The organism is Pyxidicoccus sp. M15, assembly GCF_056858435.1.
Window position 1 is genome coordinate 1,011,005 of the sequence record NZ_CM166495.1, and the last position, 25,711, is coordinate 1,036,715.

Sequence of the window (25,711 nt, forward strand, 5' to 3'; positions counted from 1 at the left end):
TCAATGCGAGGTACAAAAGAAACACGGATACCGGAAGCCCGTGACGGGCGGACCCACATCACCCGCCCGTCACGCGCGTGGGCCTACTCCTGGGGCGGCCCGCGGCGACGCTCGCGGACCAGCGCGGCGCGCTCCTCGTCGGAGAGCGGGATGGACGCCGCGCGGGAGGCGACGCCCGGCGCCGAGACGCCGGCCCACGTGGTGAGCCGCTCCACCGCCTGGGAGTACTGGGGCTCGGGGAGGGTGGAGATGAAGGAGCCGTGGTTGCCGCCCGGCACGAAGAACCGGTACGAGTCATTGCGCTCGCGCACGTCGAAGGCATTCGTGGACCACGGGTCGTTCTCTCCGTAGACGAACAGGATGCGCTCGCCGCGCGTCTTCACCCACGCGGCGACGAGCGGCATGGCCAGGTGGTCGAACGGGTAGGGCTCCAGCGAGAAGGGCACGAGGCTGGCCGGCGCGTACTGCCGCGGGTAGTGCAGGAGCCCCTTCAGGTGCCGCTCGTCGGAGCGGTAGCTGCCCAGCTGCGTGCCCGCCTGGAAGTAGTAGGGCGCGTAGTAGTCGATGCTGCCGTCGGCGAAGGCGTAGAGGCCGACGAAGAAGTCCAGCGCGGCAATCGCCTCGTCCGCCGGTGCGCCGGGCGCGGGGATGATGGGACATTCCGCGGCGGTGCTGTACTGCCAGAAGACGAAGGGCAGCTCGAGGACGGAGAACTCGAACGTCTTGTCCGCGCCGAGGAAGTCGTAGCTCAGCCCCTGCGCGGCGGCGGCCAGCACCATCCGCGGCACCAGTTCGGCGCGCCGGGTGAGCGCGTCGTGCTGGAAGTCGCGGATGCGCTCGCGGCAGGCCTCGTCGCCCACGCGGCTCAGGAACTGGATGTAGCGCGGGTCCTGCGGGCCGTAGCTGTTGGGCGCGACGTAGGCGACGGTGGCGTCCACGTCATCCGGATAGAGGGCGCGGTGGTAGATGGACGTCATGCCGCCCTTGCTGGCGCCGGTGCTCACCCACTTGCCGGTGTAGAGCGCCTTGAAGGCGGTGACGATGCGGTGGTGGTCCGCCGCGGCCTGGCCCAGCGTGAGGTGCTCCCACGTGGTGGGCACCGGCGTGGACGGCCCGAAGAACCGGTGCTCGACGAGGAGCTGGTTGCCGTCGAGAAAATAGGTGGGCTCCGTCCGGCCCGGATTCGTGCCGATGCCGTAGCCCGAGCTGGCCAGCACCATGGGATTCTGCGTCGCGCGGTGCAGCAGCGTCAGGCGCTGCTGGAAGCGCGCGCCCTGGGGGCGCCGGTGGTCCACCGGCTGGTCATAGGTGAGGACGAAGAAGCGCCAGCCGGGCTGCGGCACGGGAGTCTCGCGCACCACCGTGAGGCCGGGGATGGACCGCAGCGCGACGAGGATGTCCGTCTCGCCGTCGAGGGCGGCCGGGGTTGTGCTGGCCGCGACTTCCGGGGGCGGAGCGTCTCCCGCGGGGAAGGTGTCGGTGGCGCCTCCACAGGCTTGGAGTCCCAGCGCGAGCGCGCAGCCCAGTGCGATGAATGGACGTCGGATGAGCTTCTGCATGGCTTCGAGAGTCCCTGTCCGCAATTCCCGGGAAAGTCCGGGTACAGAGGGAACGTCGCCAGGCGGTAGTTATTGCAACTCGGTGGAGCAGTTGTTGCCGGATGGAGGGTTTCTCCGGGGGCGCTGAAACCCGGAGCGCCCTCGTGTCACATGCCCGGTTGCGTCAGGCTGCGCACCAGTGACTCCATCAGCTCCGGCGCGGTGCGGTGCTTCAGGTTGGGGGCGCCCTGTCCGCTCCACAGGGAGATGAGGTCCGTGCGCCCCGCCTTGACGACGGCGGGCTTCAGCTTCGACAGGAACCAGCCCTGGACGGGGAAGGGGAGCAGCTGGGCGGCGCGGGCGTTCATCTCGTCGCTCCAGCGGTTGCGCAGGCCGCGCGCCAGCCGTCCGGAGAAGGCGCGCGTCAGCACCGTGGCCTGGGACTTGTCGCTGAACAGCGCGGCGCGGTGCTCGGGCGTGGCGCCGGACTCCTCGCACGCGAGGAACGCGGTGCCGAGCTGCCCGGCCTGCGCGCCCAGCGCCATCACCGCGTGCAGGCCGCGCGCGTCGCTGATGCCGCCAGCGGCGATGACGGGCGCCTTCACCCGGTCCGCGACGAGCGGGGTGAGGGCAAGGGTCCCCATCAGCGAGTCCTCCGCCCGCGCGAGGAACGACGGCCGGTGTCCGCCCGCCTCGAAGCCCGTGGCCACGATGAGGTCCACGCCCGCGCCGTCGAGCGCCTGCGCCTCCGCAATCGACGTCGCCGCGCCGACGGTGACGATGCCGCGCCTGCGGCACTCCGCCAGGATGGTGGCCGACGGCACGCCGAACACGAAGCTGAACACCGGTGGCCGTGCCTCCAGCAGCGCGTCCACCTGGTCCTCGAAGCGCTGGCTGAAGCGCTCGGGCCGCTCGGGCTTGTCCACGCCCAGCTCGCGGTAGAAGGGCTCGAAGAGCGCATAGGCGCGGTCGAACGCCTCCGGGCTCAGGTTCAGCCCGCCGGCATCATGGTCCGACACCCACAGATTCACGGCGAAGGGCTGCGCCGTGAGCGACTTCAGCTCCTTCGTCAGCGGGCCCAGCTCGTCCGGCGCCAGGCCATACGCGCCGAAGGAGCCGAGCCCTCCCAGGTTGGACACCGTCGCCGCGAGCCGGGTGGTGGACAGTCCACCACCGAACGGTCCCTGGACGATGGGGTACTTCACGCCCAGGCGGCGCACCGCCTCCGTCTGGCTGCCTGCCTTGCCGCTCCATGTCTCGCTCATGGGGCAAGGATAAGGGCCGCTGGTCTTCCGCGCCCCGCGTGTAAGCAGGCGTTACCGCACTTTGTGGTAACCGGACGGTTACTGGAGGCCGCCCATGTCGTTGCCCAGGCGAAAGAGCCGCGCCCCCCCTGCGCCGCCCACCTGCGCGCTGACGGAGTGCATGTCCCTCATCGGTGGCGCGTGGACGCCCAACGTCCTCTGGTACCTGAGTGCCGGTCCGCGCCGCTTCGGCGAGCTGCGGGCGGACATGCCCCGCATCTCCGCCAAGGTCCTCAGCGCCCGCCTGCGGACCCTGGAGCAGCGCGGCGTCGTCCGCCGCCGGGCCCTGCCCACCTCTCCGCCGTCGGTGGAGTACTCGCTGACGGAGCTGGGCGCGGAGCTGCTCCCGGCCATCCGCGCCATCGTCGAGGTCGGCGCGAGGCTGAAGCAGCTCCGCTGAAGCTCCGTTGAAGCTCCGGCGACGCGCTACTGCTTCCAGCGCTTGCTGGTCTGGTACACGTCCACCAGCGGGGAGATGAGCGTCACCCGCGGGCGCCAGGAGGAGCCGTCCACGTCCTCCTGCAAGGATTTCAGGGAAAGAATTTCCGACATACAGGCCAGCGGGGAGTGCTCCCACACCTGCCGGAGGTCCTCGGTCGTCACATTGCCGAGCAGCTCTCCGCGCGTCTCGTCCACGACGGGAATCTGCTCCAGCCCGTAGCGCTTCATCACCGCGAGCGCTCGCACCACCGTGTCATTCGGGAACAGAGTCACTGCCTTCGCCACCAGCTCACTGCGAACTTCGGACTGCGCCGCCATCGCCCACCTCGCCAACCCATGCTGCCCGGCGGAGGGCATAGCAAACGCGTTGCCAACCACCGGGCGTCTCAGGACTCCGTGTCTCCGGGTGCACGGGACGGCTCGGCCATCACCTGCACCGTCTGCTTCAGCCGCTCCAGCCCCAGCCGCACCAGGGCGCCGCGCAGGTTGGGCTGGGTCATGATGGTCTTCTCGAAGACCTCCCGCTCCAGCTTCAGCAGCGTGCAGACGGTGAGCGTGCGGACGGTGGCGGTGGCCAGGCGGCTGCGCAGGAGGGAAATCTCCCCGAAGAGGGCGCCCTCCTCCAGGCGGGGATAGGCCGTCTGGGTGCCGTCCTCGTGGGTGTGGAACACCTCACACTGGCCACGCAGCAACAGATACAGCGCATCACCGGGCTTACCCCGTGTGAGCAAAGTTTCACCCGCCTGGACCGTGACGGGGACGAAGGCGTGGCCCAATTGTTTCTGCAACTCAGGTGACAGTGTGGCGAGCAGCGGGTTGAGGCGCATGGCCTCCGCCATGAAGCGCTCGCGGGCGGTGCGCTCCACCTTGTCGCCCTCCACGCCGTAGTCCGCCCAGGCCGCGCGGTCACCCGTCTGGGACAGCTCCAGGACGACGGCGTCCTCCAGGGCCACCACGCTCGCGGTGCGCGGGGTGCCGGTGAGCAGCGCCAGCTCACCGAAGAACTCCCCGGCGCCGAGCTGCTCGACGATGCGGGGCTCCTGGCCTTGCGCCTCGCGGGCCACGGCGACGCGGCCCTCCAGGACGACGAACATGGACGTGCCGGGGTCGCCCTCCTTCACCACCACCTGGCCCGCCTGGAGGAAGCGGGTGACCACGGGCGTGGGGGGCTCCGCCGCGCCCGGAGTGCCGGGCTGCGCGGGCGCGGCCCCGGCGTCGGTGGACGACGAGGGGCCAGCGGAGTCGGAGAACAGGGACCGCAGACGCTCCAGCAGGGACATGACGATGACTTCCAGGAGAAGAGGCGGCGACATCCTACAAGCGCCGCGCGGTGCGCGGGGAGCGTGGGGCCCTCCCGTGCACTCCGGGTGTTACGTCTCGGAAGGAGGGGTGCTGGGAGTGCTGGGCGTGCCGCGGTCGGCCTCCTTGGAGCCGACGACGGTGAGGTTCATTCCAATCTGGACCGAGACGGGCTTGCCATCCACGGTGACGAGCGTCTTGCCGTTGATGTACCAGCCGAACGAGCCGGTGGAGAACGACTTCACCTCGGCGAGCATCTCCTGGCCGTTGATGACGACCTTCAGCGGCTCGGCCTTCTCGAGGAACTGCGACAGGGTCACGGGGCACGGGGACTTGGCCATGCGGCGGACCCTATCACCGGGACTCGCGGATGGGATTGTGACGCTTGGGCACGTGTTGAGGGCGAGCCACACGCGTCGTGCTTGACGGGCCCACGCGGCGCGTCCACCTTGGGCGTCCCCCTTCACCGAGGAGGACACCGCCGTGAAGAAGCTCGTCAACGCGCCCCGCGCCGTGGTGCGGGAGATGCTCGAAGGACTGGTCGCGCTCGCTCCGGGACAGGCCCTGCTGGAGGGGGAGACGGTGGTGGTGCGCGCGGACACGCCGCCGGACGTGCGCCAGCGCAAGGTGGCCGTCATCTCCGGAGGCGGCAGCGGACACGAGCCGGCGCACGCGGGCTACGTGGGCGCGGGCATGCTGGACGCGGCGGTGGCGGGGGACGTGTTCACCTCGCCGAGCACGGACGCGGTGCTGGCCGCCATCCGCGCGGTGTCCGGCCCGGCGGGCGCGCTCCTGGTGGTGAAGAACTACACGGGGGACCGGCTGAACTTCGGGCTCGCGGCGGAATTGGCGCGCGCGGAGGGGATTCCGGTGGAGACGGTGGTGGTGGCCGACGACGTGGCCCTGCACGACACGGTGGAGCCCGCGCGGCGCCGGGGAATCGCCGGGACGGTGCTGGTGCACAAGGTGGCCGGGGCGGCCGCCGCGTCGGGGGCGTCGCTGGCGGAGGTGGCGCGCGAGGCCGTGGCCGCGGCGGCGGAGCTGGGCACCATGGGCGTGGCGCTGGGGCCGTGCACGGTGCCGGCGGCGGGGCGGCCCGGCTTCACGCTGGGCGAGGACGAGCTGGAGCTGGGCCTGGGCATCCACGGGGAGCAGGGCGTGCGGCGCGTGCCGATGCAGCCGGCGGATGCGCTGGTGGACACGCTGCTGACCACGATTCTGGAGGACCGGCGGATTTCCTCGGGTGACAGGGTGGCGCTGCTGGTGAATGGGCTGGGAGGCACGCCGCCCATGGAGCTGGCCATCGTCGCGCGGCGGGCGCTGGCGGTGCTGCGCGAGGCGGGTGTGCGCGTGGAGCGGGCGTGGAGTGGGACGTTCCTGTCCGCGCTGGAGATGCCGGGGTGCTCGCTGTCGCTGCTGAAGGTGGACGACGCGCGGCTGGCGCGGCTGGACAGCGCGACGACGGCGCCGGCCTGGCCGGGGGTGGGGAGCGTGGCGCCGGTGCGTGAGCCCCGGCGGGTGTCGCCCGAGCGGGAGGTGCCGGTGGAGGCTGGCGAGCGGCAGCCGGGGATGGAGCGCTTCCAGAAGGCGGCGCTGGCGGTGGCGGATGCGCTCGACGCGGCGGAGTCCCGGCTGACGGCGCTGGACAGCGCGGCGGGGGATGGAGACCTGGGGCTCAGCATGCAGCGCGGCGCGGCGGCGATTCGCGCGCTGCCGGAGTCGTCGTGGACGAGCCCCGTACGGGCGCTGAATGCGATGGGCAATGCGTTGCGCCGCAGCATCGGCGGCAGCTCCGGGCCTTTCTATGCCACCGCGCTGCTGCGGGCCGCGCGGCACATGGTGGACCGGACGCCGGACGCCACCGCGTGGGCGGAGGCCTTTGGCGTGGCAGTGGATGCGGTGTCGGAGCTGGGCGGTGCGCGTCCTGGAGACCGCACCATGCTGGACGCGCTGCGGCCGGCGGCGGATGCGTTTGCCCGGGAGGTGAAGGCGGGGCGCTCGGTGGCTGATGCCTGGGCCGCCTGTGTCCGCGAGGCCGAGCAGGGCGCGGAGGCCACGTCACGCATGCAGCCGCGCCTGGGCCGTGCGAGCTACCTGGGCGAGCGTGCGCTCGGCGTGCCTGATGCCGGCGCGGCGGCGGTGGTCATCTGGCTGAAGGCGCTCACCGCGTTCATCCGGTGAGCGGCGGCTATCGCTCGCTGCCCTCGCGGAAGAGGGAGACCACCCGGGTGTCCGGGGTGAACCCGAGCCGGGCGGCGAGCTGGAGCGACGCGGTGTTGGATTCGAGTGCCGCCCATACCGCGCGTTTGCCCCTGGCGCGCATGTATTCGATGAGCACATGCGCCGCCGCCGATGCGTACCCTCGCCGTCGCCACGCCTCCACCGTGTCGATGGACACGTCCCACCATGTCTCCGTTGCGCTGCCGGAGTAGCTGAAGGCGACCGGCAGGCCCTGCTCGGTGAAGGCGACTCCGAGCGGCGAGGAAGCGCGCGCGTGCGTGAGCTCCCTGGCGAGGTCTTCGGGGAGATGGCCCAGGTCCAGCGGCTCGCCCGCTTGGAGCACCCGTGCCTCGCCCCGGATGACGGGCGGCGGTGGCGGTGGGCCTTGCTGGATGTGGACCACCACCACCTCCTCTTCCCAGCCCGGCAGCGGCTCGAGCATCCGCGCGCTCTGCCGCGACAGCACCACCTCCGTGCCGGGAGGCAGCCGCTCCAGGAACGCGAGGAGCTGCGGCCTGGGCGGCTTGCCCACGATGCAGGCCTCACCGTCATCGTTGAGCAGCGCTGAGCTGCCGTCGCTCCACGCGATGGCGTCCGCGCCCGCGTTCAGCAGTGCGCCACGCGGCCAGACCCGGTCAGGCAAATCGGGAAGCCGGGCCAGCAGGGGGGCGGGGTTGAACATGTACGCAGTGTACCGCACAGGGGACGCTCAGCGCGGGTTCAGCTCGGCGGCTCGCTTCTCCAATTCGCGCACGGCGAAGTCCATGAAGGCCCGCACGCGCGGCGTCCTCCGCATGTCCGAGTGCACGCCCATGCGGACGGTGAGCACCGGGCCCGGGCGCGGCGTCTCGATGCGCCGGAGCGTCAGCCTCCGGTCCACGAGCACCCGGGGCAGGGCGGCGAGCGCCTCGCCTGCCTCGGCGGCCGCGAGCTGGGACCAGATGCTGTTGGTGCGCAGGATGGACCGCGCGTTGGGCGCGACGTCCCGCATCCACTCCGTCATGGGAGCCCGGGGCGGCGTCTCGTGCAGCACGACGATGGACTGACCGGCGCAGCCCGAGGCGAAGTCCGGAAGCCCGTGCTGCTCCAGGTAGGAAGGCGAGGCGTACAGGCCATACGCGACGTCGGCGACCTTGCGCTCGACGACATCCTCCTGGTCGAAAATCCCGGGGCGGAAGGCGATGTCGGCCTCGCTGCGGGACAGGTTGAAGCGCCGCCCATCGTTGATGAGGGCGAGGCTCACCAGCGGATGACGCCCGCCGAACCTCGCCATGATGGGCGCAATCACGTGGTCTCCGAGCCAGTCGAGGCTCGTCACGGTGATGCTGCCCTGAAGGCCCGTGTCGCGCGCCGCGAGCCTGCGCTCCACCGTGAGCGCGCCTTCCTCCATGCGGTCCATGCCCTCGATGAGGGCCGCGCACAGCGGAGTGGGCGTGAGCCCTTTCTTCCCGCGCTCGAACAGCTTCGCGCCCGTACGCCGCTCGAAGGCATCGAGCCTGCGGCTGACGGTGGGCTGCGTCGTCCCCAGGGCCCGCGCGGCAGCGCTCAGCGAGCCGTGTCTCGCCACCGCGAGCGCGATTCTCAAATCGTCCCAGTCCACGGTGCTCCCCATCGCCCCATACGAATTCGTATAGGCACCCTCCGGAATCATGGGCTGCCGGGCCCGGAGGCGCCACGTACATCGTGAGCGTCGTCGTCACCGCTCACAGGAGCACCCCATGACTTCCGCCATCGCCGCCCTCGTGGTGGCCGCCAGCCTCGCACTTGCCCCCGCCGCCCCGCCTGGAAACGCCGCCCTCCAGGCGCGAGTGGATTCCGTCGTCGACCGCGCCCTCGCGGAGAAGCGCATCGTCGGCACCGTCGTGCTCGTCGCGAAGGACGGGAAGGTCGTCTACCAGCGCGCCGCCGGCTTCGCCGACCGCGAGGCGAAGAAGCCCATGAAGGAGGATGCGCTGTTCCGCCTGGCATCGCTGACCAAGGCGATGACGTCCGTTGCCGCGCTGAAGCTCCTCGAGGAGGGCAAGCTCGGCCTCGAAGACCCGGTGACGAAGTGGATTCCCACCTTCCGTCCGAAGCTGGCGGACGGCGCCGAGCCCGTCATCACCGTACGCCACCTGATGACGCACACCGCGGGCCTGACGTACGACTTCATGGAGCCGGCGGACGGGCCGTACCACAAGGCCCGCGTGTCCAACGGGCTCGACCAGCCGGGCCTCTCCATGAAGGAGAACCTCCGCCGGCTCGCCTCGGCGCCGCTGGTCTACACGCCAGGGGCTCGCTGGGGGTACTCGATGGCCACCGACGTGCTCGGTGAAGTCGTGGCCCGTGCCGCGGGAGCGCCGCTGCCCGCCGTGGTGGAGCGCTTCGTCACGAAGCCGCTCGGCATGAAGGACACGGCGTTCCATGTGAAGGACGCGTCCCGGCTGGCGACGCCGTACGCGGACGGGAAGCCGGAGCCGGTGCGCATCGGCGAGTCGCTCTTGGTGCCCAACGGCGCCGGTGGCGTCACCTTCGTGCCGGGCCGCGCCTTCGATGCGCGCTCCTTCCCGTCCGGAGGCGCGGGCATGGTGGGCACGGCGGGGACTACCTGAAGCTGCTGGAGGCGCTGCGCACGGGGGGAGCGCCGGTGCTGAAGGCGGCCTCCACGGAGCAGTTGACGACGGACCAGGTGGGGCCCGAGGCGGCGAGTGCGGGGCCGGGCTGGGGCTTCGGCCTGGGCGTCGGCGTGCTCGTGGACCCGGTGAAGGCGAAGAGCCCGCAGTCGGTGGGGACGTTCAACTGGATGGGCGCGTACGGCCACAGCTGGTTCGTGGACCCGAAGCAGGGGCTGACGGTGGTTGCCCTCACCAACACCACGTTCGAGGGCATGTGGGGCGCCTTCCCCGTTGCCCTCCGCGACGCAGTCTATCAGGCTGGCCACTGAGCGGGCCCGCGTGGGGCCTCTTCATGGAGGCCTTGATGATGCGCGGCTGGCGGGTGGTGTCGATGCTGGGGATGGGCGCCCTGACAGGTGGCGCCTTCACGGCGCACGCTTCCGAGCCCGCGGCGTCCGACTGTGACTTCCGCCTGGAGTGCAAGGTCGGAGCCCACACGTTCTCGGTGGGCTTCGACTCCGAATCGGGAGAGTGCCCCGAGGACGACATGCGGGTCTTCGTGGAGAAGTCAGGTGCGAAGGCCGACGTCCCGCTGGAGAAGGCCTGGTACGGCCCCATCTCCAACCTCGCGAACGGGGAGTCCATCTGCACGGTCGCCGGAACCGCGGTGCCGAACAGCGGCGCCTCCGCCTACGCGGTGGATGACCACCGGGCCCTGGTGTTCTTCATCGAGGATGACCGCCCCGGCTATGACTCGGTGGGCGTGGTCCTCATCGACGCGGCGACGGGGAAGGTGCTCGACGTGAAGCAGCGGCTCGGACATTCGAAGGACGGCGCGGTGGCCGTCCTGAAGACGCCCCGGGGGTTCAAGCTCCGCATCATTCGCGAGTACCTCACGGTGGTGCGCTGTGACTGCTCCGCCGCCTTCGCCGACGACTGGATGGGCGTGGAGGTCGTCAACGGCCGGATTCGCGCGCGCTGGATGCGGTGAGGCGCGGGAAGGTCAGTGCGCCGGCGGCAGCCACCCGGCGCGCTGCATGGCCTGGAGCGTGACGTCGGCGAGCTTCTGGTAGCCGGCGGGGCTCGGGTGGAAGGCGTCGGCGGAGAGCCACTCGTCATGCACGGCCAGCTCGCGCGAGGCGGGCAGCAGGTCCACGACGAGGACGCGCGGACCGAAGGGGCGGGCCGTTTCGTTGATGGCCGCGTTCCAGGCGCTGACCTGCTCGCGGAGCTTCGCGCGCATCTCGGACGTGGCATGTGAGCCGGCGAGCGTCGCGAGGTCCGGGACGTTGAGCAGCACCACCCGGGCATCCGTCTCGCGCATCAGCCGCTCGAGCGTGGCCTGGAGGGTCTTCTGGTAGGTGGGCAGCGGCACGGGACGGAGGGCGTCGTTCACCGACAGCCACATCGTCACGAGCGTGGGGTGGAAGGCGATGGCGCGGGGGAGTTCGACATCCTCCGCCTCCGCGAGCGTGATGCCGCTGCGCGCGAAGCGGTCATACACCGTGCCCTCGGGCAGTGCGGCGCGGAGGCGCGCGGTCCAGTTCTCGCTCGCGGGCGAGCGGCTTCCGACGCCGACGGTGTCGGAAGCGCCCAGGGCGGCATAGCGGATGGGCGTGCGCAGGGCGGCCGGGGCGATTGGAGCCTCGGCCGGAGTGGTCTCTCTCGGCGCGGTCTGGGGGCGGCCCGCCAGTGCGGCGGTGCCCAGTCCGAGCATCGCGGCCAGCGTCAGCAGGAGGAAGAGAATCGGCATGCGTGGGAACAGAGCAATCCGTGGATTGCGTCAGGGTTGAATCGGCGTCCCTGGCGATAAAGCCCTCGCGGCCGCCGTGCATGGGCGGGCCGTGGAATGAACGTTCCTTCCACGAGAAGGCCGCCCGGCCCCCGGCCGCACCCTCGGCCCTCAACGGAAGAGGAGCCGCGCCACGGCTTCCGCCCCGCGTCCGGGCCGAACGGAACGGAAATGGGGCCACGCTTCGCGCTCGGGGCCGAGCAGACGCAAGTGGCGCCGTGCCTCGGCTTCCGCCTGGCGCAAGTGGGGCCACGCTTCGGCTTCGCGCTCGGGGCCGAGCAGACGCAAGTGGCGCCGTGCCTCGGCTTCCGCCTGGCGCTCGCGGCCGCTCAGGCTGGGAGCAACCCCATACACAGACGCGGCAACGCCGAGGCGGGTCTTTGGGGACACATCCGTGTTCGCCCGCGTCAGGGCATGACCGCTGGCATATGCTGCGGGGCCGGGGGCACGACGTACCGGTTTCTCGCTGGGGGCTTCGATGCACGAGCATTCGGGCGGTCCGTGGGGTGGCGCTGGCGTCTGTATGGCAATCCTGGTGCTGCTGCTCGCGGTGCCCGCGGCGGCACAGGATGCGGGGCAACCCACGGTTGCCGACGCGGGACGACTCACGGCTACCGACGCGGGGCGACCCACGGTTCCTGATTCGGGTGTGGACGCGGGGAGCGACGGCGGCGCCGACGCGGGGCTCGCGGCCGGGCAGGTCGTCTTCCGCGGCCACTCCGACGGACAGCCCCTCCGGCTCTGGAGCGACGGCGGAGTGGTGACCCATACGCTCCAGCTCGACGAGATGTGGAATGCCCGGGCTGAAGGCGTGCGGCTGCGAGCCAGCGGACTGCGGGACGAGTCGGGGGTGAGCGCCGGCCCGGTGGAACTCCTGGACGAGAAGGACGCGGGGCTGGGCGCGGTGTCGCTCGGTGCCATGGAGTCCGTCTCCGTCAGGCTCCGGACGAGCCTCGACCAGCCCGGGACGTACCGTGGCCGCATCGCGCTGCTCCAGGGGGAACGCGAGCAGTCCGCCACCGAGGTCATCATCACCTGGCCCAGACCTGCCCTGAACGTCGAGCTCGCCGAGGCGGCGATTCGCGTGCGGGACACCACCGGCAACGACTCCGTGCGCATCCCGCTCACGCTGCGCGAGACGGCAGGCTCTCCCGCGAGCCTCTACCCGCCCGTGCTCACCAGCCTGACCTTCCAGGAGGATGCCGCGGACACGGCCACCGCGTTCCACGTGCCCGCCACGGCGAAGACCCTGCTGGCCGATGGCGGAACGGCCTCGGAAGGCTCCTTGGTGCTCGGGCGCCGGCAGGTGTTGCCCGTCCTGCTCGACATCGACTCGGACCTGCCGGGAGCCGGTCTCTACAAGGGCAAGGTGCGCATCGCCTCCGCCGGAGGTCCGCCGCTGGATGCGACCTTCACCCTGTACCTGCGGCAGTCCTCCTGGGTGGCGTTCCTGCTCATCCTGCTGGGCGTGCTCGTGTCCTTCGGCATCCGCACCTACCAGACGTCGGAGCGCCCACGGCTGTTGCTCGAGCACCGGACGCTGGCCCAGCTCCAGTCCCTGGATGACCTGGCGGCCTCCCCCGAGTGCGATGACGCCGGGCGCACGCTGGCGAAGAACCTCCGGGAGCAGGTCGACACCCTCCGCCTGGGAATCTCCCGTTGGCAGGTCCTCGTGAGCGTGGACGCGCTCGGCTCGAAGCTGGACGTGCTGGAGCGGAAGGTGACGGCGGCGCGGAATTGGGTCCGGCTGCGCAAGGCCGTCCTCGCCATGCAGCCGGCGCAGCTCCAGGCCGAGCCCCTCAAGAAGCTCGAGGAGGTGAGAGCGAAGCTGGTGACTCCGGACGCGACGACCACGGACATGGACGGCGCGGAGAAGACGCTCAGGGAGCTTCCCGGTGAGCTGCAGAAGCTGGTCCGGCAGCACCTCGCCACGGGCATCCAGAGCCTCCGAGACCGCGTGAAGGCGGCCGAGCGGGCCGCGCCCACGTCGAACACGGTCCTCCTGCTCACGAGCCGGGTGGTGCCGAGCCTGGAGGTCGCGGAGCGGGAGCTCGACCGTGACTCCCAGGCCGCGTCCCGGGCGCTCGACACCGCGCGGGCGGCCTATGCGAGCCTGCTGGCGGACGAGCTGACCGCCGGACTCGCGGGCGCGCCTCCCGCCTTCATGACGCTGGCCGAGTGGGCCTCGCTCGGAGCGAGCGTCAACGGCCTCCTGGCCCCGCTGCGGGCGGGCCCCGTGCTCGACACGGAGGCGGCCGTCACGGCCTACGAGCAGGCCATGAAGCACTACCTGCGGTCGGTGGGAACCGCGCTCTTCGAGAAGGTGAAGGGGCTGCCGACGGCCGGGCTCTCGGATGCGGCGAAGGAGGCCCTGGAGGAGGCGCGCACCGGGTCCGAGAACGCGGTGCGGCTCGCGGAGGAGGGAAAGCTCTCGGATGCGCAGGTCGCTTACGAGAAGGCCCGCGCCAACTACGACGTGGGCACAGCTCCCCCGGCGGCGGGAGCGGGCGGAATGATGGGAGCCGGGGGGGCGGCGCCCGGGGCCACGCCAGCCGGAGTGTCGCTGGAGTCGTTGCCCGAGTCGCTGTCCCAGAGCCTGCGGCTGGGGCGCACGCCGTGGCTCGAGGGGCGCACGCCCGCGCAGGGCATGGCCTGGATTGGCAGGAGGCTCTGGCTCTCGGACCTCATCGTCATGGTCTTCACGCTCGCGCTGGCTTCGCTGGTGGGACTGAAGCTCCTCTGGGTGGATGACCTGATGTGGGGCGGATGGGGCGACTGGCTCGTCGCGCTGCTCTGGGGATTCGGACTCCACCAGCTCGTGCACCCCGGGCTCGCGCCCCTCATCCAGCGCATCATCACTCCGGCGCAGGGCACGCCACAGCCGGCCGCGCCCGCGCCTCCGGCGGGAGGGAGCTGAGATGGCAATCATTCGCTACCGCCGCTTCGACATCCGCATCGTCCTCCAGCGCTCGGAGGACGGCGGTACCCGGGCGGAGACCTGGATGAGGGGCCTCCTCTTCGCGCACCACTTCAGTCCGGAGGAGGTCGAGCGGTGGGAGTCAGTCAGGGGGCCCGCGGAGGATGAGTTGCTCGAGGCGCTCCGGCTGCCACACGCGGCCCAGAGGCTCGTGGCGCGCTACTCCCGAGAGCAACCCACTGACCCCTGGGAGCGCTCCCTGCCGCGACTGGTGTTCGAGGTCCGGGACCCGAGGTGGGAGGTCTTCAACCTGGAAGCACTGCGTGAGCCGGTGGAGGCGAGGGCTCGCGGGTTCGCGTCCTGGCTCGCCATGACGTTTTCCGCCGTCCGGGTCTCTCCGGTGCGTCCCCGCGTGGCGCGCATTCCCCTCACGCTTCCGGTGCGGGTGATGGAGCTGGACTCCCGAAGCGAGAGGCGAGGCGCCATCGCCGGGCTCGTGTCCTCGGTCTTCGGCTCGTTGCCGGGCTGGGCGGAGGCCGTGGACGTGGAGGCCTGTGACCCCGAGGTGCTCGAACCCTTTCTCCGGCTGCGAAGCTGGCCCTCGGTGCAGGTACTGCACTTCTCGGATGCGGGGTTCTTCCGGTCGGAGAGGTTGTTGTCGACGGCTGCCCCGGACACGCCTGGAACGCTGGGCTGGCTCTTCCGGCTGACGGACTCGTGGCAGACGCGGCTGGTGGTGCTCGAGTATGAGGGCCAGGAGGACGCGCTCGGCCTCCTCCGCCTTGCACACGCGCTGGTGGGGCGGGGCGGGCCGGCGGTGCTGCTCGGGCCGGCCGGGAACCCGGGGTGGCGCGCGCAGCTCTACGAGCAGCTCGTCCACGACCGGCCCCTGGACGCGCTGCGCGCTCCCGGTTGCGTGCTCCTCGGGGGCGCGGGACGGGAGGACCTGCTGCGGCCGTCCACCATCGCCACGGAGCTGGCACGGCCGGTCGTCGAGGCGGACCTCATCCGTGCGAACCCGAAGGCGGAGCCTGTCCTTCGCGCGGAGTTCCGTGAGGTGACCAACCTGCTGGCCTCGCTCAACTTCGACCACGAGTCGGGAGGCATGCTGCCGCTGTCCCGTCTCCTGGGAACCCTGCGCAGCCATGTGAAGGCCGCGCTGCCCCGGGTGCCAGGTCTCCTCAGCTTCTCCAGGACGCCGGGGCTCGAGTCCACCTCGCCCAGCCCCATCCCGGAGTCCTACACACCACCGCGGCAGGTCAACACGTCCCTGCACGTCGAAGGCGAGGACGGTGGGCTCCGCGAGCTCGAAGCGGCTTCCACGCTGCTTGAGCCGGAGCAGGTGGTGCACCTGAGCGTGCGGATTGCCTCGCTGCGTGAGGGCATTCCCGGCATCGGCTCCATGGCCCTGCTGGAGGAGGGGCTGCACTGGACGCTCGACCAGGCGGGACAGTTCCTCGACATCGGGGTGACGGGGATGGACTTCGACGTGCTGGGCTCGCCCGTCCAGCCACTCTGGCTGCCGAGGCAGGGCCCGAGCGACGCCGTCGTCTTCGCCCTCGCGTTGCACCCGGAGACCCGTGTCGAGGGCGTGGCCCGCCTGCGCCTGTGTCTCTACCAGCGCGGCAACCTGCTGCAGTCGTTCCGGCTCGTGGCGCGGGTGCGGCGCCCCGGGACAACAAAGGAGGATTGGGCGGCTCGTGCCCTGAGGCTGGCGGAAGGGCTCGGCGTGGACGTGGAGGAGGTGCTCCGGGTGGCAGAGACGGGCTCCCTCGTCCGGCTCGAATACAGCGCGGTGGGGGAGCTGCAGGAGAGCCCCGACGCGCCGCCCCGGACGCTGAGCTTCGCCGTCAACCGCAGCGCCGGTCAGGACGTGGTCACCGTCAAGGGGAAGGAGCTCTTCCACGTGCAGGTCGGCGGCAACCTGGGGCCGGTGGTGGACGCGCTCCGGAAGACGCTCCTGGAGTCCTCGAAGAACCCGCAGGGAAACTATGGGTACTTCTTCCAGGGAAAGCTGAACCGCGGCGACCCCGCGCACTTCAAGACGACGCTGCTCGAGCTGGCCCGGCACGGCTGGAGTCTGTTCACCCAGCTCGTCCCCTCATCCGTCGCCAGGGCCGCCGTCCAGGGGGAGCTCGCCGAGGATGGGCAGGTCATCAACGTGGCGCACATGAGCCTGGAGAACGTCATCCCCTGGGCGCTCGTCTACGACCGGGACTTCGATGCGGATCGCCAGACTCCCGCCCCCGTCGCGTGCGATGCGGCGCTGCCCGGCGCGGATGGGAGCCCGGGAGCCGCGCGGTGCGGCGAGTCCGAGCGCTGCCCGCTCCACGAGAAGCAGCGGGCCACGACGGGCCACACGAAGAAGACCGTGGCCTGCCCGCGTCACTTCTGGGGCTTCCGGCACATCGTGGAGGTGCCGCCGCAGCAGGTGGTGCACCTGGGCGAGGCTCCCCGCCCGCTCCCTCCGGTCATCCCCAGCGGCGACCCCGTCACGGTGCTCACGGGCCGGCATGAGGGCCTGTCGCTGGCCGCGCAGCACTTCACGGAGCTGACGGACTGGCTCGAGAAGACGAACCCGCGCCTGGCCAACCTCCATGTCGCGCAGGGGCGGGATGACCTGCTGGACCTGCTGGAGGCGACGCAGGGCGCTCCGGACGTCGTCTACCTCTACTGCCACGCCTACGCGAAGAGGCCGCCGTCGCCGGAGGGCACGGCTTCCCAGCCGGACGAGCCCCACCTGGCGCTGGGGGCCAAGGGGGCCGTGGGGTGGATTACCGCCTCGGGGTTCGCCAGCCTTCCGCCCTTGAGCCACCAGCCGCTGTTCTTCCTGAACGGGTGCGGCACGGCGGCCTTCGACTCCACGCGGCCTGCGCAGCTCATCCTCAACCTGATGGCGGCCCGCGCGGGAGGCATCATCGGAACCGAGGTGGCCATCTGGGAGGGGCTCGCGACCGAGATGGCGCGCCTGTTCTTCGAGCGCTTCCTGAAGCGGACGTCGGCGGGACAGGCGCTGCTGGAGGCGCGCCGCGCGCTCATGTTCCGGTACAACCCACTGGGGCTGGTCTACACGCTCTACGGCAGCGCGGACCTGGCGCTGTCGCCCGGTGGGCAGCCCAGGCCCTCGGGCGGGTAGGTCCTGAATCGCGCCCGCCGTCCTACTGGAACGCGGGCCAGACGAACGCGGGCGTGTCCGCCCACCGCTCCTTGAGCCGCGACTCCAGCGACGCCAGCGTGCGAGCCAGCGCGGGCACGGGATTCACCGGCTCCAGCACGGTGCGGCAGCGCGCGAGGTGGCGCAGCAGCGCCGCGCGCTCGGAGAAGCCCGGGGCCCACTCGCGGTCCCTCTCCAGGGCCTTCGGTGCAATCCACTGGAGCAGGTTCACCGTGCGCGCCGCGGTGATGGCGGCGCGAGCCCGCATCCACGAGGCGTCCACCTGTGCCGCGTCGCAGGCCTGCGAGCAGGCGATGCGGTAGCTCAGCTCCGCGCGGGTGATGAGCTCCTCGGGCAGCGGCACCACGAGCAGCCACATCAGGCAGTCGTAGAGCGCATGGCGCATGCCGCAGTACTCGAAGTCGAGCAGCCGCGCGCCGTTCGGCGTGAAGATGGTGTTGCCCGGCGCCATGTCCCCATGAGTCAGGGCGAGGAAGGGCCCCGGGTCCGCCAGCTCCCGCGCGAGCACCTCCAAATCCTCATGCGTGCCGGGCGCCTCCACCGCGCCGGTGGCCGTCACCCAGCGGTGCAGCCGGTCCTCGTGGTCCAGCAGGTAGCGCGCGTTGTCGATGCGCGCCCGCGAGGGCCGGGGGCTCAGCGTGTGGCGGATGAGGTCGAAGTCGGCCTGCACGCCCAGGGTGCGCGCGTGCATCTGCCCGGTGAGGCGCGCCACCGCGAGCAGCCCGCTGGTGGCGGCGCGCGGGTCATTGCCGTTGAGCAAATCCTCCAGGCTGGGGCCGGTGCCCAAATCCTCCAGGACGAACAGGCGCGTGGACACGTCCCCGGCGATGAGGCCCGGCGCGGTGGTGAGGTTGAGGCGCCCGAGCAACTCCAGCCCCGTCCACTCGTCCAGGCCCAGTATCGGGTCGTCGCGGAAGTGCTTGAGGATGACGGTGGCCATCTCCCCGCCACGCACGAAGGCGCGCACGACGTCGCAGCGCGACTGGGTGCGCAGGACCTGGGGCCCGGACAGCAGCACGGGCCGCCCCCACGCGGCGGAGAGCGCACGCGCGCCGTCCGCGAGGAGCATGTCCAGGTCCGGGGCGCTCAGGGGAGCCGCTCCACGGTGGCGCCCGCGCGCTCCAGCAGCTCGCGGTACCAGGCGAAGGCCCGGGCGGTGCGGTCCCCCAGCTCCTTCACGCCCCACAGCACGGTGAGGGTGCGGCGCGTCTCCGCGTTCGTCTTGGTGCGCTGCGCATCCTTCACCGCGTTGGAGCAGGGCCCCTCCGCGTCGAAGAGGCACAGGAGCCCCTCCAGGTCGATGCTCTGCCCCGAGGCATTGAACACGTACTGCGCGCCGGAGGGGGCGATGCCGATGCGGAACGGCGCCCGGGCCCGGTCCAGGTCCACGACGCTGATGGGCAGGCCGCTGTGCAGCGACACCGCGTTGCAGACGTCCACGGCGGTGTTGATGGAGCCGAGCGAGCCGTCCCCGGAGGCGCGCACGAGGTACTCGGAGGCGGGCTTGCCGCGCCCGGTGGGCTTGTAGCCGCCGTGGCGGAGCATGTCGCGCACGGCGCCTCGCACGGCGTCGTCGCTGGACAGGGGCGCGGAGGCGCCGGGCTTGAGCAGGGCCACCAGCCACTCCGGCGAGGGCAGCGAGCCCAGGGGCGCGGGGAACGTGGTGGTGAAGGCCAGCGTATCCAGGGAGGGATGCGGGTCGACGGTCAGCACGGCGCGCACTCTACGCCCGCCCCGGGGCCCGGGGGGCGCCCCATGTCACGCGAGTGTGGACAGTCCTTCGAAGCGAGCCGCCGGTAGGGTCCGGGTGCGCCCCCGGCATCCCACCGGGAGCCCGGCCGCCCGCCTGCCCCCGGAATGAGAACCCACATCCCCGGGGTTCGGAACACTCTTCCCGGGGCGCCCGCCGTGATAAGGGCGCCGCACCCCGCTTTCCGGGCCCCCTCGCACGCACATGATCCGTCTCGACAACATCGGCAAGCAGAACGGCCAGCAGATCCTCTTCATCGAGGCCTCCGCGGCCCTCCACAAGGGCGAGAAGGTGGGCCTGGTCGGTCCCAACGGCGCCGGCAAGACGACGCTCTTCCGGATGATTACCAACCAGGAGCACCCGGACGAGGGCCAGGTGGCCGTCGACCGTGGCGTCTCCATCGGCTACTTCAGCCAGGACGTGGGCGAGATGCAGGGCCGCAGCGCCGCCTCCGAGGTCATGGACGGCGCGGGCCCGGTGAGCACCGTGGCCGCCGAGCTGAAGCAGCTCGAGGCCGCCATGGGGGACCCGGACCAGGCGGACAACATGGAGAAGCTCGTCGAGCGCTACGGCGTGGTGCAGGGGCGCTTCGAGGAGCTGGGCGGCTACGCCCTGGAGGGCCGGGCGCGGGAAATCCTCGCGGGCCTGGGCTTCACCCAGGAGATGATGGACGGCGACGTGGGCGCGCTGTCGGGCGGTTGGAAGATGCGCGTGGCCCTGGCCCGCATCCTCCTGATGCGCCCGGACGCCATGCTCCTCGACGAGCCCAGCAACCACCTGGACCTGGAGAGCCTCATCTGGCTGGAGGAGTTCCTCAAGGGCTACGAGGGCGCGCTCCTCATGACTTCGCACGACCGCGAGTTCATGAACCGCATCGTCAACAAGGTCATCGAAATCGACGGTGGCTCGCTGACGACGTACACGGGCAACTACGAGTTCTACGAGCAGCAGCGGGCGCAGAACGAGAAGCAGCAGCAGGCGCAGTTCGACCGCCAGCAGGCGATGCTCGCGAAGGAAATCAAGTTCATCGAGCGCTTCAAGGCGCGCGCCTCGCACGCCGCCCAGGTGCAGAGCCGGGTGAAGAAGCTGGAGAAGATCGAGCGCGTGGAGCCGCCCAAGCGCCGCACCACGGTGCTGTTCGAGTTCCAGCCCGCGCCCCGCTCCGGCGAGGACGTGGTGAGCCTCAAGAATGTCCACAAGGGCTACGGCAACCGGAGCATCTACGAGGGGCTGGACTTCCTCGTGCGGCGCACGGAGCGCTGGTGTGTCATGGGCGTCAACGGCGCGGGCAAGTCCACGCTGCTGAAGCTGGTGACGGGCTCCACGCAGCCGGACGACGGCACGGTGGCGCTCGGCGGCAGCGTGAAGATGGGCTACTTCGCGCAGCACGCCATGGACCTCTTGGACGGCGAGCGCACGGTGTTCCAGTCGCTGGAGGACGCGTTCCCCCGAGCGGGGCAGGGCAGCTTGCGGGCGCTGGCCGGCTGCTTCGGCTTCTCCGGGGACGAGGTGGACAAGAAGTGCCGCGTGCTGTCCGGTGGTGAGAAGGCGCGACTGGTGATGGCGAAGATGCTCTTCGACCCGCCGAACTTCCTCGTGCTGGACGAGCCCACCAACCACCTGGACATGGCGACGAAGGAGATGCTCATCACCGCGCTGTCGCGGTACGAGGGCACCATGCTGTTCGTCTCGCACGACCGGCACTTCCTGGCCGCGCTGTCCAACCGCGTGCTGGAGCTGACGCCGGAAGGCATCCACCAGTACGGCGGCGGCTACACCGAGTACGTGGCGCGCACGGGCCACGAGGCCCCCGGCCTGCGCAGCTGAAGTCGCTGCACCGGCGCGGCGAGCCCCTCGTGAGGCCCGCCGCGCCGTGGTGTCACGGCAGCTTGCCGTCGTAGAGGACGGTGACGCCGAGGATGCCGTCGACGCCCACCGAGCCGACGATGGGCTCCTCCTGGTGGGAGGGGCTCAGCCCGAACGAGCCGAAGCCCAGCTGGCTCTCGATGGGGGCCGCCACCTCCACGGTGATGTCGATGGGGCGGTTGCCCACCAGTCGCTTCAGCTCGTCCCGGGACATCTGCACGGTGCGCCCGGTGGAGTCCTTGACGAAGAGCGGGGGCCCGCCCTTCGGCTGCTGCGAGCGGAGCAGCTCGAACTGCTGCGCCGAGTAGTACTCCGCGCGCGTCGGGGGTTGCCCGTTGCGGGCCACGAACTTCGCGAAGTCCATCCACGCCACATTGCCCTGTGAGTCGACGGGGGACTCGCGGGCCCAGGCCTCGGCGAGCTTCGGATTGCGCGAGAGCATCACCACGTTCTCTCCCACGTCCTTGCCGAAGGACTCCTTCGCCCCGGTCCAGAAGCGCCGGAAGAAGGCCTCGTTCTCGATTTCACCCACCGCCTTGCGGCCCTCGCGGACCGCGCGCGGATGCATGCCATTCGCCAGGATGCTGTCGACGGTGCTCACGTCGACGTTGCGCAGGCCCCGGTAGCCGTGGACGCGCGAGCCCGCCGCCCCCGCGCTGAGGCGCGGCATGGGGATGAGCAGGCCCACTCCGTCCACGACGATGCTCTCCGGGTAGGAGCGGGTGTCCATGCCCGGCAGCTCGAGCAGGCTGCTCACCCCGAGCGACGCGGCGAAGCTCAGCCCGCCCTGCATGGCCGTGTTCGTCAGGTGCTTCCGGTCTCCGCTGAAGATGCCCTCCAGCGCGCCCGGCGTGCCCAGCACGTAGGCCCCCATGCTGCCCAGGCCGTCCACGGAGGCGCCGCGCACCGCCGCGCTCATGGGGCCCTGGCCGCGCGCCGCCGCGACGACGGACGCGCGCAGGCCGAAGTACGTGGTGAGGCCGTCCACCGCGCCGCCGGCCACCGCGTTGGCCCACTTCACCTGGCCGGTGGACTCGTACTGGTTGCTGGCGTTGAGGGCGGTGCTCACCACGCTGGTGCTGAGGCCCGCCGCGCTCGCCTGGAGCGTGGCCGTGCCCAGCGTGACGCCGCCGATGGTGAGCGTGGCGCCCGCGGGCACCGCCGCCGCGGCGAGGATGGGCGCCGCCACCGAGGCCACCATGCCCACGCCGGCGATGATGGCCCGGCGCCGGTTCTGCACCTGCTCGCCCATGGCGGCAATGGACTCGCCGTAGCGGGGCAGGCTGGCCCGGAACGTCGCATCCTGCGCGCTGCCCGCCGTCATCGCCTGGGCGACGTAGGCCGGGTCCTTCGAGTTGCGCACGAGGCTCGCCAGCCGCGTCAGGCTGTCGGCGTTGAGGCCGGCGTACTCGTTGAGGCGCGACTTGATGATGGGGTTGCCGCCGTTGAGGATGTTGATGGCGGCGTCGGTGAACGGGTCCCCGCCGTAGCGGCTCAGGTCCGGGTTGGCGAGGTCTCGTGAGTACTTCGCCAGGTCATCCAGGTAGTTCGCCGCCTGGGTGGACGTGAGCCGGCCGGACTGCACGGCCTGGGCGACGGTGCCGGCGTACAGCGGGCTGCCCAGCCGGGCCACGGCCGGGTGGCGCGCCAGCACGTCCGCGCGCGGGAGCGACACCTGCGCGTCGGGCAGGATGAGCGGCACGCCGTCCGGGCCTTCGGGCACCCGGCCTCCGGTGCCGAAGCCGCCAGTCATGCCCTGCGTCACGCCCTGCAGCTGCGTGAAGGCGACGGCCGTGGCCAGGTTGCCACCGTGGTGGTCGACGAGCCGCGAGTCGAGCTTCGGGTTGTCGAGGAACGCCACCAGCAGGCCGTTGCGCTGCTCGGGGGTGGCGCTCTGGAGCAGGCCGCCGATGTGCTCGTTGCGCAGCAGCGCCCCCATGCGGGCGGACTCGCGGCGCGCCTGGCCCACGTCACCCAGCGCGCACGCGACGCCCAGGCCCTTGCCGAGCGCCTCGCGGAAGTCCGCGTTGACCAGCGGCTGCGGCCCGGCCTGCTTCGCGACGGTGAGGAAGAAGCTGGCCTGCGCGCCGTTGGGCGCTCCCGCGGTGACGGGCAGCGCGGAGGCCACCTTCATGAAGTCCTGGAGGGCGGACGTGCGGGTGCCGCTGTTGATGAACAGCGGGTCGTTGAAGTCCTTCGCGTTGATGCCGAGCGACTTGACGAACTGCTCCATGCCCTTGGGCCCCACCGCGTCCAGCACCGCCTTCGCGGCCTGGGGCGTGGTGGCGGACTGCATGGCCCAGGAGGCAATCTCCCCGGTGTGCAGGTTGCGGCGGGCGAGCGTCACGTCCATCGCGGACGTCGCCAGCGCGGCCGACATCTCGGGTGTGAAGCCCTGGGTGGCCTCGGAGAGGCGGTACATGGTGGCGGTGAAGCCGTTGAGGTCCGCGTCGGCTCCGCGCGTGGGGGCGTAGCGCGACACCATGGCGGTGGTGAGCGCGGCGAGCGCCTTCGGGTTCTGCTCCCCGGAGGGCAGCCTGAAGGCGCCCTGGCCGTCGATGATGGCGCCGATGTCCTCCGCGGAGGGGTACTCCGGCAATTGCCGGACGGCCTCGTTGAGGGCGGCCTGCTCCCGCGCGGTGAGGGCGCGGCCGGCGGGGCGGGGCGCGTCCGCCAGCAGCATGCCCTGCGCGGAGGCGGGGATGCGGGCGGCGTCGAGGGCCTGCTGGCGCTCGGGCGAGCCCGGGGGCGTGCTCAGCACGCGCTGCATGGCGGCGCCGCTGGTGGCGTGGGCGACCTCGTAGTGCCCCTCGGCGTTGAACTGCTGGAAGCTGGCGTAGCTTCGGCCGGTGGACGGGTCGAAGATGGACTCGCCCTGGCGGATGACGGCGTGGCCGGTGGTGCCGTCGGCGCCCGGACGCGTGTCGTCCAGGAGCAACACCTCGCTGCGGGCGCGCAGCTGCGGCGTCGCCAGCTCCAGCCAGTCACCCACGGCGTCCAGGCAGTTGCGCTGCGCGTCCCGGGTGTCCTCGGTCAGCAGCGTCGTCGCGGGAGCCGTGGTGTCGGGCGCGGAAGCCACGACTCCGCCCATGGCGAGCTGCAGGCTGCGCACGCGCTGCGAGTCGCCGGTGTCGAGAGACAGCGTGTCGGCGCTGAAGAGCTCGGCGCGCTCCGGCCGCGCGCTCGTCGTCGGCTCCGGCTCGGCCTCTGCCTCGGGCTTGGGTGGCGGCGGCGGTGGCGGCGGAGGTAGCGGTGGCGGCGACGGCGGGTCGCGATTGATGCTGGTCATGGATTTCCCCCTCTGATGGCGGCACCCCGAAGGGGCGCGCGCCTTTCTTGTTTGTGTATCGGCGCGAGAGGGCTCCGGGTTGCGTGAGCCGAAAACCCCTTGCGTTTTGATACACGGACGTCGCGTGTCATTGACACGCCAACAACAACAACGGATTACTCGGTGCGCACGGGTCCCTGTTGTCGTGGGAGTGCCTGCCGCAGGGCGCGCATCTCGGTGAGCAGGTCCTTCGCGGCCTCCAGCGCGGCGGGAGACGTGCTGGCGGGCGCGGTCCGCTCCGGCATGGAGTGTTCCCCCAGGCCGGCGTCACGGTGCAGGCGCACGCGCGCGAGGATGACGTCGCGAATCTCACCGGGATTGCTCACGCCGCGGAAGTACGCCTCGTGCAGGTGCTCGCTCTGGCCGGAGTCGCCGTCCCGCGAGCCCGACGAGCCACCGCCGCCGGCGGTCTCCACCTTCACGTCGGAGATGCCGAGCAGGCGCTGAAGCGGGTTCTGCTGGATGGAGACCTGCTGGATGTTGGCGAAGGTCATCGTCTTCTCCTGGAAGGAGACGAGGCCCTCGTGAAGCCGCAGGCTCCGGTCGGAGAGGATGTACCAGCGGAACGCGTAGTCGATGCGCGCGACGAGGAAGCCGAACGGGAGCTGGACGACGAAGCCCAGCCAGGCGAGCGCCTCCAGGCCCCAGGCAATCTTGTGCGAGAGGGGGTAGTCGATGGCCGGGATGATGGTGCCGAGGAACAGCGCGCCGGCCACGAGGCCCACGGCCAGGCCCACCTGCTTCACCACCCAGAGGAACATCCGGTAGCTGCGATAGGCGGGCGCGGAGCGGAACACCCGCACGTCCCCCTCCGGAATCCGGGGCGCGGGAGGCACCTTCAGCAGTCGCAGGAGCCACGCGTGGGGAAGCTCAGCCATCCGTCTTCTCCGGAGGCGCGGACGGAGCACCCAGGCCCTGCCGGAGCGCGCGCACCTCGGCGGCGACCTCGCGGAGCGTGGCGGCGAGCGCGTCGTCCGTGCTGGACGGCAGCGCCTGCGCCGCGTCGCGAGCCGTGGGCAGCGTGCGGTCCCTGGCGCCCTGCATCTTCGAGTAGAGGAAGTCCCGCATCGCCTCGAAGGCCTGGAGGCCCTCGATGGTGATTTCCGCCTGGGAGTTGCCGCTGGCCGTCTGTACCTGGATTTTCGCGAGCCCGAGCCAGCGCTCCAGGATGTTGCTGGACAGGTGGATGTCCTGGATGCGGGCGTAGGTGAGGGACACCTCGCGCCGGAAGAGGATGCCCCAGCGGACGGTGATGCCCTCCGCGTCCAGCTCGTAGCGCAGCGTCTGGAAGCGGAAGTAGTGCAGCAGCAGCAGGATGGGGAAGCCCGGGCCCGCCAGGAACGAGGTGAGCACGTAGTACGCGAGCAGGTTTCCATGCGGGCGCAGCACGGCGGGCAGCCGCGACAGCAGCGCCACCTCCGCGGCGGCGGCGGACTCCACGACGGGAGAGGACGAACGTGTGTCGGTCATGTACGGCCCACCCCAGG

19 protein-coding genes and 1 pseudogene are annotated in these 25,711 nt (G+C 71.3%); 7 read left to right on the plus strand and 13 right to left on the minus strand.

Annotation, left to right across the window (positions count from 1 at the left end; genetic code table 11):
- Positions 1–83 precede the first annotated feature (83 nt).
- On the minus strand, positions 84–1,559 hold the full coding sequence (locus tag ACX9TP_RS04060) for a S28 family serine protease (RefSeq protein WP_482978383.1): 1,476 nt from the start codon (positions 1,557–1,559) through the stop codon (positions 84–86).
- Positions 1,560–1,705: 146 nt separating this feature from the next.
- The gene (locus tag ACX9TP_RS04065) at positions 1,706–2,803 is read right to left on the minus strand and encodes an NAD(P)H-dependent flavin oxidoreductase (protein WP_482978384.1); all 1,098 of its coding nucleotides are present in this window, start codon (positions 2,801–2,803) and stop codon (positions 1,706–1,708) included.
- A gap of 94 nt (positions 2,804–2,897) precedes the next feature.
- On the opposite strand from ACX9TP_RS04065, the gene ACX9TP_RS04070 reads away from it, so the two are divergent.
- A complete protein-coding gene (locus ACX9TP_RS04070) occupies positions 2,898–3,242 on the plus strand; it encodes a winged helix-turn-helix transcriptional regulator (RefSeq protein WP_482978385.1) in 345 nt (114 codons plus the stop codon).
- Positions 3,243–3,268: 26 nt separating this feature from the next.
- Here ACX9TP_RS04070 and ACX9TP_RS04075 read toward each other — a convergent pair whose 3' ends face one another.
- The 3 genes from ACX9TP_RS04075 to ACX9TP_RS04085 all read right to left on the minus strand — a co-directional run bounded on the left by ACX9TP_RS04075 (position 3,269) and on the right by ACX9TP_RS04085 (position 4,923).
- The gene (locus ACX9TP_RS04075) at positions 3,269–3,601 is read right to left on the minus strand and encodes a CBS domain-containing protein (RefSeq protein WP_482978386.1); all 333 of its coding nucleotides are present in this window, start codon (positions 3,599–3,601) and stop codon (positions 3,269–3,271) included.
- Between the two features lie 68 nt (positions 3,602–3,669).
- Positions 3,670–4,596, minus strand: coding sequence for a cyclic nucleotide-binding domain-containing protein (locus ACX9TP_RS04080; RefSeq protein WP_482978387.1), 927 nt, complete (start codon positions 4,594–4,596; stop codon positions 3,670–3,672).
- Between the two features lie 57 nt (positions 4,597–4,653).
- The gene (locus tag ACX9TP_RS04085) at positions 4,654–4,923 is read right to left on the minus strand and encodes a hypothetical protein (RefSeq protein WP_163997780.1); all 270 of its coding nucleotides are present in this window, start codon (positions 4,921–4,923) and stop codon (positions 4,654–4,656) included.
- Positions 4,924–5,065: 142 nt separating this feature from the next.
- Between ACX9TP_RS04085 and dhaL the strand changes: the two genes are divergently transcribed.
- Entirely contained in the window at positions 5,066–6,763 is a 1,698-nt protein-coding gene (gene dhaL / locus ACX9TP_RS04090; RefSeq protein WP_482978388.1) for a dihydroxyacetone kinase subunit DhaL, read from the plus strand.
- A 7-nt stretch (positions 6,764–6,770) separates the two neighbouring features.
- On the opposite strand, the gene ACX9TP_RS04095 is transcribed toward dhaL, so the two are convergent.
- Together ACX9TP_RS04095 and ACX9TP_RS04100 are read right to left on the minus strand one after the other, a co-directional pair.
- Positions 6,771–7,484 (minus strand): GNAT family N-acetyltransferase, encoded by a 714-nt coding sequence (locus ACX9TP_RS04095; RefSeq protein ID WP_482978389.1) that lies wholly within the window; start codon positions 7,482–7,484, stop codon positions 6,771–6,773.
- A 27-nt stretch (positions 7,485–7,511) separates the two neighbouring features.
- Positions 7,512–8,453 carry a LysR family transcriptional regulator gene (locus ACX9TP_RS04100; protein ID WP_482978390.1) on the minus strand — a complete coding sequence of 314 codons (942 nt, stop codon included), beginning with the start codon at positions 8,451–8,453 and terminating at the stop codon, positions 7,512–7,514.
- Positions 8,454–8,520: 67 nt separating this feature from the next.
- Here ACX9TP_RS04100 and ACX9TP_RS04105 point away from each other — a divergent pair.
- A pseudogene (locus tag ACX9TP_RS04105) lies at positions 8,521–9,725 on the plus strand (serine hydrolase domain-containing protein).
- A gap of 35 nt (positions 9,726–9,760) precedes the next feature.
- Positions 9,761–10,387, plus strand: a complete 627-nt coding sequence (locus tag ACX9TP_RS04110; protein ID WP_482978391.1) for a hypothetical protein — start codon at positions 9,761–9,763, stop codon at positions 10,385–10,387.
- A 12-nt stretch (positions 10,388–10,399) separates the two neighbouring features.
- Here ACX9TP_RS04110 and ACX9TP_RS04115 read toward each other — a convergent pair whose 3' ends face one another.
- A complete protein-coding gene (locus ACX9TP_RS04115) occupies positions 10,400–11,149 on the minus strand; it encodes a GDSL-type esterase/lipase family protein (RefSeq protein ID WP_482978392.1) in 750 nt (249 codons plus the stop codon).
- Positions 11,150–11,711: 562 nt separating this feature from the next.
- Between ACX9TP_RS04115 and ACX9TP_RS04120 the strand changes: the two genes are divergently transcribed.
- On the plus strand, positions 11,712–14,105 hold the full coding sequence (locus ACX9TP_RS04120) for a hypothetical protein (RefSeq protein ID WP_482978393.1): 2,394 nt from the start codon (positions 11,712–11,714) through the stop codon (positions 14,103–14,105).
- Position 14,106: 1 nt separating this feature from the next.
- On the plus strand, positions 14,107–17,241 hold the full coding sequence (locus ACX9TP_RS04125; RefSeq protein WP_482978394.1) for a hypothetical protein: 3,135 nt from the start codon (positions 14,107–14,109) through the stop codon (positions 17,239–17,241).
- Positions 17,242–17,263: 22 nt separating this feature from the next.
- Here the strand turns inward: ACX9TP_RS04125 and ACX9TP_RS04130 are convergent, their stop codons facing one another.
- Both ACX9TP_RS04130 and ACX9TP_RS04135 read right to left on the minus strand, forming a co-directional pair.
- Positions 17,264–18,349: a phosphotransferase gene (locus tag ACX9TP_RS04130; RefSeq protein ID WP_482978395.1), complete on the minus strand. Its 1,086-nt coding sequence runs from the start codon at positions 18,347–18,349 to the stop codon at positions 17,264–17,266.
- 17 nt (positions 18,350–18,366) lie between these two features.
- Positions 18,367–18,993: a phenylalanine--tRNA ligase beta subunit-related protein gene (locus ACX9TP_RS04135; protein WP_482978396.1), complete on the minus strand. Its 627-nt coding sequence runs from the start codon at positions 18,991–18,993 to the stop codon at positions 18,367–18,369.
- 241 nt (positions 18,994–19,234) lie between these two features.
- On the opposite strand from ACX9TP_RS04135, the gene ACX9TP_RS04140 reads away from it, so the two are divergent.
- Positions 19,235–20,857 carry an ABC-F family ATP-binding cassette domain-containing protein gene (locus ACX9TP_RS04140; protein ID WP_482978397.1) on the plus strand — a complete coding sequence of 541 codons (1,623 nt, stop codon included), beginning with the start codon at positions 19,235–19,237 and terminating at the stop codon, positions 20,855–20,857.
- A gap of 52 nt (positions 20,858–20,909) precedes the next feature.
- On the opposite strand, the gene ACX9TP_RS04145 is transcribed toward ACX9TP_RS04140, so the two are convergent.
- From ACX9TP_RS04145 to ACX9TP_RS04155, 3 genes are all read right to left on the minus strand, one after another.
- Positions 20,910–24,185, minus strand: coding sequence for a hypothetical protein (locus ACX9TP_RS04145; protein WP_482978398.1), 3,276 nt, complete (start codon positions 24,183–24,185; stop codon positions 20,910–20,912).
- 155 nt (positions 24,186–24,340) lie between these two features.
- A complete protein-coding gene (locus ACX9TP_RS04150) occupies positions 24,341–25,102 on the minus strand; it encodes a PH domain-containing protein (protein WP_482978399.1) in 762 nt (253 codons plus the stop codon).
- The gene (locus tag ACX9TP_RS04155; RefSeq protein WP_482978400.1) at positions 25,095–25,694 is read right to left on the minus strand and encodes a PH domain-containing protein; all 600 of its coding nucleotides are present in this window, start codon (positions 25,692–25,694) and stop codon (positions 25,095–25,097) included. The genes ACX9TP_RS04150 and ACX9TP_RS04155 overlap by 8 nt, the downstream gene beginning before the upstream one ends.
- Between the last annotated feature and the right edge of the window lie 17 nt (positions 25,695–25,711).

Bases quoted from the DNA above. Each gene is read 5' to 3' on its own strand.
- ACX9TP_RS04095 (WP_482978389.1), bottom strand. From the start codon at position 7,484: ATGTTCAACCCCGCCCCCCTGCTGGCCCGGCTTCCCGATTTGCCTGAC.
- ACX9TP_RS04060 (WP_482978383.1), bottom strand. From the start codon at position 1,559: ATGCAGAAGCTCATCCGACGTCCATTCATCGCACTGGGCTGCGCGCTC.
- ACX9TP_RS04110 (WP_482978391.1), top strand. From the start codon at position 9,761: ATGATGCGCGGCTGGCGGGTGGTGTCGATGCTGGGGATGGGCGCCCTG.
- ACX9TP_RS04145 (WP_482978398.1), bottom strand. From the start codon at position 24,185: ATGACCAGCATCAATCGCGACCCGCCGTCGCCGCCACCGCTACCTCCG.
- ACX9TP_RS04085 (WP_163997780.1), bottom strand. From the start codon at position 4,923: ATGGCCAAGTCCCCGTGCCCCGTGACCCTGTCGCAGTTCCTCGAGAAG.
- ACX9TP_RS04130 (WP_482978395.1), bottom strand. From the start codon at position 18,349: ATGCTCCTCGCGGACGGCGCGCGTGCGCTCTCCGCCGCGTGGGGGCGG.
- ACX9TP_RS04115 (WP_482978392.1), bottom strand. From the start codon at position 11,149: ATGCCGATTCTCTTCCTCCTGCTGACGCTGGCCGCGATGCTCGGACTG.
- ACX9TP_RS04070 (WP_482978385.1), top strand. From the start codon at position 2,898: ATGTCGTTGCCCAGGCGAAAGAGCCGCGCCCCCCCTGCGCCGCCCACC.
- ACX9TP_RS04100 (WP_482978390.1), bottom strand. From the start codon at position 8,453: ATGATTCCGGAGGGTGCCTATACGAATTCGTATGGGGCGATGGGGAGC.
- ACX9TP_RS04125 (WP_482978394.1), top strand. From the start codon at position 14,107: ATGGCAATCATTCGCTACCGCCGCTTCGACATCCGCATCGTCCTCCAG.
- ACX9TP_RS04140 (WP_482978397.1), top strand. From the start codon at position 19,235: ATGATCCGTCTCGACAACATCGGCAAGCAGAACGGCCAGCAGATCCTC.
- ACX9TP_RS04120 (WP_482978393.1), top strand. From the start codon at position 11,712: ATGGCAATCCTGGTGCTGCTGCTCGCGGTGCCCGCGGCGGCACAGGAT.
- ACX9TP_RS04075 (WP_482978386.1), bottom strand. From the start codon at position 3,601: ATGGCGGCGCAGTCCGAAGTTCGCAGTGAGCTGGTGGCGAAGGCAGTG.
- ACX9TP_RS04065 (WP_482978384.1), bottom strand. From the start codon at position 2,803: ATGAGCGAGACATGGAGCGGCAAGGCAGGCAGCCAGACGGAGGCGGTG.
- ACX9TP_RS04150 (WP_482978399.1), bottom strand. From the start codon at position 25,102: ATGGCTGAGCTTCCCCACGCGTGGCTCCTGCGACTGCTGAAGGTGCCT.
- ACX9TP_RS04155 (WP_482978400.1), bottom strand. From the start codon at position 25,694: ATGACCGACACACGTTCGTCCTCTCCCGTCGTGGAGTCCGCCGCCGCC.
- ACX9TP_RS04080 (WP_482978387.1), bottom strand. From the start codon at position 4,596: ATGTCGCCGCCTCTTCTCCTGGAAGTCATCGTCATGTCCCTGCTGGAG.